The following is a 10,736-nucleotide window of genomic DNA, read 5'->3' as shown; positions in this document are numbered from 1 at the left end:
GCGGGGGGGGGGGGGAGGAGGACGAGGAGGTCTTTTCTTCCACGGTCGGCGCGAGGAGGTAGATGTCGTAGTCGGTCTGTTCCCGCATGAGCCGGTAGATAGGCGAGCGGATGAACATGGCCTGAAGCAGTGACCGCCGGGGTTTGCCGATGAGGATACTCGCGACGTTGTTCTCGCGGGCGAAGCGGAGCAGGCCGGGCACGACGTCGAAGCCGGACAGGGTAGTCGCGTGCGCGCCGAACTCCTCGGCGAGGTTGAAGGCGTCGGCCAGCCAGGTCTTTTGCTGGGGTGAAAGCTCGGTCGCGCTCGGGGCCGCGACGTAGACCGCGAACCACTCGGCACTGGTGTCCTTGGCGATGCGGTAGGCCTTGCGCACAAGCTGGCTCGCGGTCGGGGTCGGGCCGATGCAGACCATCAGCCGTCCCGCGGCCGGCCAGGTGCTCGAGATTGCCTTGGCCCGCATGTAGTTCAAGAGCTCGCTGTCCATCTTGCGCGCGGCCACGCTCAGCGTGATTTCGCGCAAGGCGACAAGGTTGCCGCGCTGGAAGAAGCCGGCCATCGCCTGTTTTGCCTGTTCGGGGATGTAGACTTTGCCTTCGCGCAGGCGTTCGAATAGCTCTTCGAGCGGGATGTCAATCACCTGGACTTCGTCGGCCCGGTCGAGCAGGTCGTCGGGCACGGTCTCCTGCATGCGGATGCCGGCTATCTTGGCGATGATGTCGTTCTGACTCTCGAAGTGCTGGACGTTGACCGTGGTGTAGACGTCGATGCCCGCAGCGAGCAGCTCTTCGACGTCCTGATAGCGCTTCGGGTGGCGGCTCCAGGGTGCGTTCGAGTGGGCGAGTTCGTCTACGAGCACGACCGAGGGCTTGCGCTTGAGCACCGCGTCGAGGTCGAACTCCTCAAGCCTGATGCCCTTGTAGTCGGCCGACTTGGAGGGGATGACTTCGAGGTCCTGCAGCAGTTCCGCGGTCTCGGCGCGCTTGTGCGTCTCGACTACGCCCACCACGACGTCGTCGCCGCGGCGTTTGAGCAGGTGCGCCTCTTCGAGCATCGAGTAGGTCTTGCCCACACCCGGCGAGTAGCCGAGGAATATCTTGAGTCGGCCGTGCTTGCCCTCTTCCTTCTGGATTTCCTTCAGGAGGGCGTCGGGGCTGGGGCGGGTCTCACTCATAATGCCCAAGCCCCAATTGCCAATTCCCAATCAAGTCCCAATGCCCAAATGACCAAACAGGACTGAGTCGGGTTGAACAACATGTGGTCATTTCCTCGTTGGTTCGTCATCAGGAATTGGTTATCAGTCATCTCCCAGCGGATATGCTATCGAGCGCGAGGTTCAGTTTCAAGACGTTCACCCGGGGCTCACCGAAGACGCCAAGGAAAGGCCGATCGGTGTGACGCAGCACGAGGCTGCGGACGAGCGCGGGCTCAAGGTTGCGGACTCTCGCAATCCGTGCTACCTGCAAGAGCGCCGACTGAGGAGAGATGTCGGGGTCGAGCCCGCTGGCGGATGCGAGCACAAGGTCGGCGGGCACGGTCGCGCCGGGCGGCAAGTTCTCTTCCGTCTTGAGGCTTTCGACACGGGCGCGGGTCTGGGCGAGAAAGGCGGGGTTAGACGGCCCGAGGTTCAGCCCGGTCGAGTGAGCGGCATCGTACCCGCATTCGGACGGACGGCCGTGGAAGTACAGGGGAGAAGAGAACTGCTGGCCGATGAGGAGGGAGCCGACGGGTCCGCTTGGGACACGATCCGAAACTCCCGGAGAGTTTCGGTCATGTCCCGCGCTGACCAGGCTGCCGTTGGCGCGGAAGGGAAAGAGGACTTGGGCAATGCCGGTGACGGCGAGCGGGTAGATGATGCCCAGCAGGAGCGAGAAGATGCCCAGCATCAGGAGCGACGTTCTCAGGTTGCGCATGGGGCGGTTCGCACACCCCTCACCCTGGCCCTCTCCCCGCAGGCGGGGCGAGGGAGGACCGGAGAGAATATCCACAGACTTCATGGGTTCCGCCGATTTCCGTCCGGACCCATCTGTGTAATCTGCGTAGTCTGCGGATACTCTTTGCAGGTTACCGGGGTTCATGCGAGATGGAGCCAGACCAGCAGCAGGTCGAGGAGTTTGATGCCGAGGAACGGGAGCAGCAGTCCGCCGACGCCATAGACCAGCAGGTTGAGTCGGAGCAGGGCCGAGGCCGATGTCGTTCGGAACCTGACCCCGCGCAAGGCTATCGGTATCAGCATCGGGATGATGATGGCGTTAAATACGACCGCGGCGAGGACCGCGCTCGACGGGTTGGTAAGGTGCATGACATTGAGGAACCCGAGCCGAGGATAGACTGCGACAAAGATTGCCGGGACGATGGCGAAGTACTTGGATACGTCATTGGCAATAGAGAACGTAGTCAGCGCGCCGCGCGTGATGAGTATCTGTTTGCCCACTTCGACGATGTCGAGGAGCTTGGTCGGGTTGGAGTCGAGGTCAATCATGTTGGCCGCTTCGCGCGCGGCCTGGGTTCCTGCGTTCATTGCGACCGCGACGTCGGCCTGGGCAAGGGCAGGAGCGTCGTTGGTACCGTCACCGATCATCGCCAGCAGGTGGCCGTCGGACTGGTATTTCCGAATCAGCTCCAGCTTGGCCTCAGGTCTTGCCTGGGCCACGAAGTCGTCGAGTCCGGCCTCAGCCGCAATGGAGGCGGCCGTGAGTGGGTTGTCGCCGGTAATCATCACCGACTTGATTCCGAGCTGGCGGAGTTGGGAGAGCCGCGCCTTGATGCCTTGCTTCAACACGTCCTTGAGGCGGATGATGCCTAGAAGACGAGGAAGGGGTCGAGGAGTCGAGGGGTCGAGGATTCCAGTGTCCGGAACTGGACCCCTGGAATCCTTGAATCCTGGAGTCCTGACTTCGGCGATGACTAGTGGCGTGTCGCCCTGTGCGGCGAGCGCGTCGACCTTGTGTTTGAGGTCTTCGGAGAACGTGCCGCCGGCGGCTTCGACCCAGGCGCGCACCGCGTCCACCGAGCCCTTACGAATACGACGCGGCGGAAACTGCGAACTGCGAACGCCGAACGCCGAGCTGTCCAACCGGGAACTCCGGACTTCGGAGTTCGGCGATTGGCGATTGGCGTTTGGCGATTCTGGGATGTCGATTCCGCTCATCCGGGTCTGGGCCGAGAACGGGACGAACGAAGCGCCTTCGGGCGCGCGGATGTCGCGGCCTTTGATGCCGAGTTCGTTCTTGCTCAGGACCACGATGCTGCGGCCTTCCGGGGTCTCGTCCGACAGGGAGGAGAGCAGGGCGGCCTCGATTGTCTCCTCGCGCGTCACGCCGGTCGCGGGAATCAGCTCGGTCGCCATGCGGTTTCCGAGCGTGATCGTCCCGGTCTTGTCGAGCAGGACCACGTCCACGTCGCCCGCGGCCTCGATTGCCCGGCCGCTCAGGGCGATGATGTTGTGCTGGAGCAGGCGGTCCGTACCGGCGATGCCGATGGCAGGCAGCAACCCGCCGATGGTCGTGGGCATCAGGCAGACGAGGAGCGAGATGAGTATCGGGACCGTGGTGCTGACTCCCATGTAAGCGGCAAAGGCAGGCAGGGTCACGACGACCACGATGAACAGGACGGTGAGCCCGATAAGCATGATTTCGAGGGCAATCTCGTTCGGGGTCTTGTGGCGGCGCGCGCTCTCGACCATCTTTATCATGTTGTCGAGGAAGGTCTCCCCGGGATTGGCGGTGATTCTCACCTTGATGGTGCCGGAAAGGACTCGGGAGCCGCCGGTGACGCCGCTGCGGTCGCCGCCCGCCTCACGAATGACCGGGGCCGATTCGCCGGTGATGGCCGATTCGTCCACGAGTGACGTGCCTTCGATGACCTCGCCGTCGCCGGAAATCACCTCGCCGTCCTTGAGGAGAATCACGTCGTCCTTGCGGAGCTTGGTCGCCGGGACCGGCTCAGTACTGCCGTCATCGCGCATGACCTGGGCTATGAGGTCGTGTCGTGACTTGCGCAGGGACTCGGCTCGGGCAGTGCCCTGCGCCTCGGCCAGGGCTTCGGCGAAGTTGGCGAAGATGACGGTGAACCAGAGCCAGATACTGACCTGCAGGACAAAGCCGACACCGCTACCGCGGGCGGCATCGATTCCGATGAAGACCGTGGTGACCAGCGCTCCGAGTTCAACCGCGAGCATCACCGGGTTGCGCCAGAGCGAGATCGGGTTCAGCTTATGCAGGGACTGGGTCAGGGCGCGCAGCAGGAGCCGGGGCGCGATGAGCGTCGCGGGACGGTGGTCCATGTTACTCGGCTAGAACGCGCCGCCTCCGGTCAACGTTACGTGTTCGAGGATTGGCCCGAGCGTGAACACCGGGAAGTACGTCAGTGCACCGACGATGATAATGACGGCGACCAGCATGACGACGAAGAGAACGCCGGTCGTTGGGAACGTGGCGATGCTTGATGGCACGCGCTTCTTGCGGGCAAGAGCCCCGGCAATGGCCAGGCCGGGCAGGATTGTCGCAAACCTACCGGCCAGCATCGCCAGCCCGAGTGTCAGGTTGTAGAACGGCGTGTCGGCGTTCAAGCCGGCAAACGCGGACCCGTTGTTCCCGGCAGCGGATAGATACGCATAGATTATCTCAGAAAGGCCGTGGGCCGATGGATTGGCAAGACTGGCCCGTGCCGAAGGCAGGAGGACGGCCAGTGCTGCGCCGAGGAGCATGACCGCCGGCGGCAGGAGCACGCCGATGACGGCCATCACCATCTCGAACGGGCCGAGCTTCTTGCCGAGGAACTCAGGAGTCCGGCCGATCATCAGGCCGGCGATGAACATGGTGAGGATGACATAGAAGAGCATGGTCATCAGGCCGACTCCGACTCCGCCGAAAATGGCCTCGCCGATGCCCATGTTGAACATGTAAACGAGGCCGGTCAGCGGCGAAGCGGCGTCGTGCATGCTGTTGACCGAGCCGTTTGAAGTGCAGGTAGTAGACTGGCCCCAGAGTACGGAATTGACTACACCGAACCGGGTTTCCTTGCCCGCGAGGTTGGGACCGTTCTCGACCCCGAGGTGCCGCAGGGCCGGGTTGCCCGCGAGTTCGGAGGCGAGCGCGATGCCGAGCCCGAGCAGGAAAAGGACCGTCATCGCATAGAAGAGTGCGCGTCCCTGTTTCGGGTTCCCGAGCATCTGTCCGAGCGTGAAGACGAGAGCCACCGGTATCAGCAGGATTGCCAGCAGTTCGAGGAAGTTCGAGAGCCAGTTCGGGTTCTCAAACGGGTGCGCGGAGTTGGCGTTGAAGAACCCGCCGCCGTTCGAGCCGAGCTGCTTGATGGCAATCTGCGAGGCGGCCGGCCCGACCGCGATGGTCTGGCCTGCACCGTCGAGAGTCCGGACGGTCGCGGATGGCCGGAGAGTCTGGACTACGCCCTGGGAGGCGAGAAACAGCGCGAAGACGAATGAGAGCGGCAGCAGGACGTAGACAATGCTGCGGGTCGTATCCACCCAGAAGTTGCCGATGGTCCCCGTTTCCTTCCGGGTGAAACCACGCAACATGGCAAGGAAGGCGGCAATGCCGACACCGGCGGAAACGAAGTTCTGGACCCCGAGCCCTAACATCTGGGTCAGGTAGCTCATCGTGTACTCGCCGCCATAGGACTGCCAGTTGGTATTGGTGACAAAGGAAATAGCGGTGTTGATGGCCGTGTGCCAATGGACTGCGGCAAGGCCCTGGGGATTCAGTGGCAGGATTCGCTGCAGCGCCTGCAGAAGGAACAGCACGATGAGGCCGGCTAGCGTGAATACGACAACGGAAGTACCGTACTCGCGGGCAGTCATCTCGCGGGCCTCGTCCACGCCGCAGACACGATACACCAGTCGTTCAAGCGGCCTTAGGACCCGGGTCAGGAAGACTCGCTCGCCCGCGAATACTCGAGCCATGTACCGGCCAAGCGGGACGGCCAGGCCAACCAGGACTGAAAGCCAGACGCCGACATAGAGCGCGTGTGACATTGTCGCTGGTTTCGTCTAGCGGGACAGTGCTATCGAAGCGGCTCGGGGACTGGTGACGGTCGCCAGAGGTTCCACAGAAACCGTTTGGTCCGGCCGCAGCCGGGCCGGCGCCGGGCGGTCCGGCTTCACGAAGATGCGCTTGCGGAGTTCTTCGAGCAGGAAGATGGCCAGCATGAAGCCGAAGAGCATGCCCCATTGGTGGATGCCAAGGGCCGTCGTGTTGAAGATGCGCTGGAAGAAGGGGACGTAGATGAGGACCGCCGTGAAGAGGAGCTCGAAGGCGATTCCCAGGAGTATCAGTTTGTTGCTGAGGAAGCCGAGTTTGAAGGAGGAGTAGCGTTCGCTGCGGCAGGCGAAGACGTTGGCGAGCTGCATGACGACGATGCCGGCGAAGACCATGGTCGTGGCCTGGAGGTGGAGCGGGTTGGCAAAGATCGTTTCGTGCGGTTCGAGGATGCGGGCCGCGCCCCGGAGTGAGAAGCTCCAGCCGCCGGCAATGAGCGTGATGAAGTAGGCGGCCATGACCGCGACGGTGTTAAGCAGGCCGAGGAATACGTAGCCGCGGAAGAGGACGGTGCCGTCGATGATGCCCTTCTTGCGCGGCCGCGGCGGGCGGTCCATGATACCGGCTTCGGGTTTCTCGATGCCGAGCGCGAGGGCGGGCAGGGTCTCAGTGCCGAGGTCGATGGCGAGGATCTGCATCGCGGTAATCGGCGCGGGCAGTTTCATCAGGACGTAGAAGATGAAGGGCACCGCCTCGGGCACGAGGTGGGCGAAGATGTAGGTGATGAACTTCTTGATGTTTTCGAACACGGCCCGGCCTTCTTCGACCGCGGCGACGATGCTGGCGAAGTTGTCGTCGGTGAGAATCATCTCGGCCGCCTCGCGCGCCACGTCGGTGCCGCGCACTCCCATGGCCACGCCGATGTCGGCGCGTTTGAGCGCCGGTGCGTCGTTGACACCGTCGCCGGTCACCGCGACGATGTGGCCGAGTTCTTTGAACGCGCTCACGACCCGGAGCTTGTGCTCGGGGTTGACGCGGGCGAACACGACTTCCTTGTCCTGCAGCCGTTTCTTCAGGGCTTCGTCGGACAGGTCGGCCAGTTCGGTTCCGGTGATGACCGTCGCCTGGTTGGTGGTGACGATGCCGACCTGGCGGGCGATAGAGAGCGCGGTGACCGGGTGGTCGCCGGTGACCATCACGACGCGGATGCCGGCCCGGCGGCAGCACTGGATCGCGCCCGGCACCTCGGCCCGCGGCGGGTCGGACATGGCAGTCAGACCGATGAAGGTAAGGCCCTGCTCCATCGTCTCGCCCGAAGCAGTTTCGAGCTCGGCCGCAGACGTGTCGCGCCAGGCCAGGCCCAGGACGCGTAACCCGTCGCTCGCGAACGCGTCAGCCTGCTTACCGATTTCCTTGCGCAGGCCGGGAGTCAGCTCAGCCGACGTGCGTCCCTGCATGACTCGGGTACAGAGTTCGAGCAGTTCGTGCGGGGCGCCTTTGACGAACGCCCGCAGCGAGCCGTCGGCCAGCCGGTGGACCGAGCTCATGCGCTTGCGGACCGAGTCGAAGGAGAAGCGTTTGACGTAGGGGTTCGCAGTCCGTTCGGCGTCGATTTCCATGCCGCCTTTGTTGGCCAGGGCGAGGAGCGCGCCCTCGGTCGGGTCGCCGATGGTGCTCCAGTACTTCTGTTTCTCGCTCGGCGGGACAAACTTGGCCGTGCTGCAGAGGACGCCGGTGCGGAGGATGAGGTCCATGCCGTCCGCAGTAAACGCGCCGGCGTCGGTCGACTCCTCTTCGTGTCGAAAGTCAGCGCCCGGTTCGCAGGAGGTGCCGCATACTTCGATGACCTTGCCATTGAGCCAGATGCGGCTGACGCTTATCTGGTTGGTCGTCAGGGTGCCAGTCTTGTCCGTGCAGATGACCGAGGTGCAGCCGAGGGTCTCAACCGATGAGAGCTTCTTGATGAGCGCGTGACGCTTGGCCATGCGCTGGACGCCCATGGCGAGAGCCAGACTGACGGTGGGCAGCAGTCCCTCGGGCACGTTGCCGAGGATGATGCCGATGGCGAAGATGGCGGCGCCGGCGAATGTCATGCCGGTGAAGGCTTTGCCGAACAGGAAGAAGACCATACCCATGCTCACGGCCAGGATCGAGATGACCCGGGTCAGGCGGTTTATCTCCCGCTGCAGCGGGCTCAGTTCTTCTTTGACGGTCTGGGTGAGGCTGGCAATCTCGCCGATCTCGGTATTCATGCCCGTGGCAAATACCACAAACCGACCGGACCCGGACACAACGCTGGTGCCGGCAAACACGAGGTTGGGCATCTCGGTCCAGAGGAAACCGGCGCCGTTCTGCAGCGGCTCCGACATTTTGTACGCCGGACGTGATTCTCCGGAGAAGACGCTGTTATCCACCCGCAGTTCGTGCGCCTCGAGCAAACGGCCATCGGCCGGGATGTTGTCGCCCTCGTCGAGCACCGCGATGTCGCCGGGCACGACGTCGAACGAGGAGACCCGTTTCTCCTGGCCGTCACGGATGACCCGCGCGTACGACGGGATGAGGTTGCGCAGCGCGTCGATGGCCTTCTCGGCCTTGAATTCCTGCCAGAAGCTGAACAGGGCATTGATGATGATGACCGCGATGATCGCCCAGCCGACCTGGGGCATCTGGACAAGAAACGCCAGCAGGCTGCCGACCCACATCAGGATGGCGAGCAGGTTGGTGAAGTTCCGCAGGAAGCGGGTTATCAGCGGGGTCCGCCGGATCTTCTTCAGGCGGTTGGGGCCGTAGTGGTGGAGGCGGGTCTGGACTTCGGCTTCGGCCAGGCCCGAGTCCGTAGTCCCGATTTCCGCGTAGACCTCGTCCTTGGTCAGCAGGCGGAAGCTGCGGGCCTTGCCTTCCTCTTCGATCTTGAGGACTCGGAACATCTCATCCGGGGTGCCGGCCGCGGTCAGCCTGGCCATGAACTCCGGGTGCTGGAACAAGCCGGCGGCCCGTGAGAGCAGCTTCAGGTGGAGTTCGGATTCGGCCAGCGGCGTGACAAAGAGGAAAACCACATGGACCTTGCCGCCGTCCCTGGCCCCGAAGTCGATGCCATCGCGGGAAACGCCGAGGAAGACCAGCGGCTCATCCAGGTTCTCAACTCGCGCGTGGGGAAAAGCGATGCCGCCGCCTAATGCCGTGGATGATTGGGCCTCGCGCTTGAGCAGTGCGTCGAGGATTACCTGATCGTTTCCGACCTTCCTGCGGGCGCAGGCGATGGCGACGATTTCGGCAATTGCTTCTCGTGCAGTCTGCGACCGGATGTCGGCGCTGAGCAAAGAAGGGCTGAGCAGGCTGGATAGGTTCATGTTCCTGTTGCCGGGATCTACAGCCTGGTCTGCCTGCCGGCTTCCGCCATGAGGTGGGGCGCCAGAGGAGAGTAGACGATTGCTAAGTCAAATTGGCGACAATACTTAAGTAGTAGCCTGCGCATGTCGTTGTTGGGAGTCTATTTGCCGGCGGCCATGGAATGTGGCGGTAATTATCGGCAGGGCCATCCGATTGTCAAGTTGATGCTAGAGTACTATGGCGAGTCCGACGGCGGCCAGAAGCCCGAGCACTCCGCCGAACCAGAACGGGGCAGACGGGCCGAACAGGCTCCAGAGCCCGCCGGCAAGCAGCGACGCGGGCAGGAGCCCGACTCCGGTCAGGGTCGAGTGAAGGCCGACAAAGGTGCCGCGCTGCTCTGGGGGCGCGACGTCGGCGACGAGGGCCTTTTCCAAGCCTTCGTTCAGGGCGCTGAATACGCCGTAGAGACCGAACAGCAGCCAGACCAGGCCAGGCTTGCGAGCGAGGGCGAAGCCGACGTAGACCAGCCCATAGAAGGTGTAGCCCGCAACGAGCAGACGCTTGCGGCCGATGCGGTCGGACAGGTGGCCGAACGGGTAGGAGAGGATGCTGTAGACCACGTTGTATAAAAGGTAGGCGGCAAGAGCTGCCAGCACCGAAAGGCCAAGGTTCTTTGCCCGGAGGATGAGGAACTGGTTGGAGGAGTTGCCCAGCGCGAAGAGCGTGACCACGAACAGAAACCACTTCAGCTTGGTTGGCAGGCCCTTCCATGAGATGCGGGGCAGCTTCCGTGCCGCGGTTTCCTTCCGATGTTCGCGGATGAACAGGAGCGCGGCGACTCCGAGCACGGCCGGAATGAGTGATATCAGGAAGATGCGTTGATAGTCGTGGGGGAGCAGGTTGTGGCCCACTGCGTTCACCAGCCAGATGGCGAGGGCGACGCCGGCGGCAGCGCCGAGACTGTCCATGGCGCGGTGCAGCCCGAATGCCTTGCCGCGTTTGCCCTCGGGTACGGAATCGGCAATCAGGGCGTCACGCGGGGCGGTCCGGACACCTTTGCCGAGCCGGTCTACCATGCGGCCGGCGAAGACCAGTCCCCAGCCCTGCGAGATGTAGAGCAAGGCCTTGCCGATGGTCGAACCGGCATATCCAACGATGGCAACCGGTTTGCGGCGGCGCAGCTTGTCCGAGAACCAGCCGGAGAAGACTTTGAGAATCGAGGCCGTGCTTTCGGCAAAGCCCTCGATGACGCCGAGAATCGCCGGCGGAGCGCCGAGCGCCATGAGGTAAAGCGGGATGAGCGGATAGACCATCTCGGTCGAGATGTCGGTGAGCAGACTCGCGATGCCGGTGACGATGACGTTGAACAAGTGGCGACAGTCTAGAGCGGGCGAAAGCCAAGTCAAA

6 protein-coding genes are annotated in these 10,736 nt (G+C 63.2%); all 6 read right to left on the bottom strand.

Features of this window, described 5'->3' with window-relative positions; translation table 11 throughout:
• Nucleotides 1-1,174 (bottom strand): universal stress protein (locus VMH22_11615; protein ID HTW92344.1); only part of this gene is annotated, 1,174 nt, incomplete at its 3' end.
• 127 nt (nt 1,175-1,301) lie between these two features.
• Nucleotides 1,302-1,997, bottom strand: a complete 696-nt coding sequence (gene kdpC, locus VMH22_11610) for a potassium-transporting ATPase subunit KdpC (GenBank protein HTW92343.1) — start codon at nt 1,995-1,997, stop codon at nt 1,302-1,304.
• Between the two features lie 77 nt (nt 1,998-2,074).
• Nucleotides 2,075-4,285 (bottom strand): HAD-IC family P-type ATPase, encoded by a 2,211-nt coding sequence (locus tag VMH22_11605; GenBank protein ID HTW92342.1) that lies wholly within the window; start codon nt 4,283-4,285, stop codon nt 2,075-2,077.
• A gap of 9 nt (nt 4,286-4,294) precedes the next feature.
• Nucleotides 4,295-5,995 carry a potassium-transporting ATPase subunit KdpA gene (gene kdpA / locus VMH22_11600; protein HTW92341.1) on the bottom strand — a complete coding sequence of 567 codons (1,701 nt, stop codon included), beginning with the start codon at nt 5,993-5,995 and terminating at the stop codon, nt 4,295-4,297.
• 15 nt (nt 5,996-6,010) lie between these two features.
• Nucleotides 6,011-9,349 (bottom strand): HAD-IC family P-type ATPase, encoded by a 3,339-nt coding sequence (locus tag VMH22_11595; protein HTW92340.1) that lies wholly within the window; start codon nt 9,347-9,349, stop codon nt 6,011-6,013.
• Between the two features lie 207 nt (nt 9,350-9,556).
• On the bottom strand, nt 9,557-10,699 hold the full coding sequence (locus tag VMH22_11590) for an MFS transporter (protein ID HTW92339.1): 1,143 nt from the start codon (nt 10,697-10,699) through the stop codon (nt 9,557-9,559).
• Nucleotides 10,700-10,736 lie beyond the last annotated feature (37 nt).

It is taken from the genome of bacterium (assembly GCA_035505375.1).
Classification (GTDB): Bacteria; Hydrothermota; Tepidihabitantia; order Tepidihabitantales; family Tepidihabitantaceae; genus UBA2258.
The sequence above is the reverse complement of the archived record's forward strand: the minus strand, read 5'-3'. Positions and strand labels throughout refer to the sequence as shown.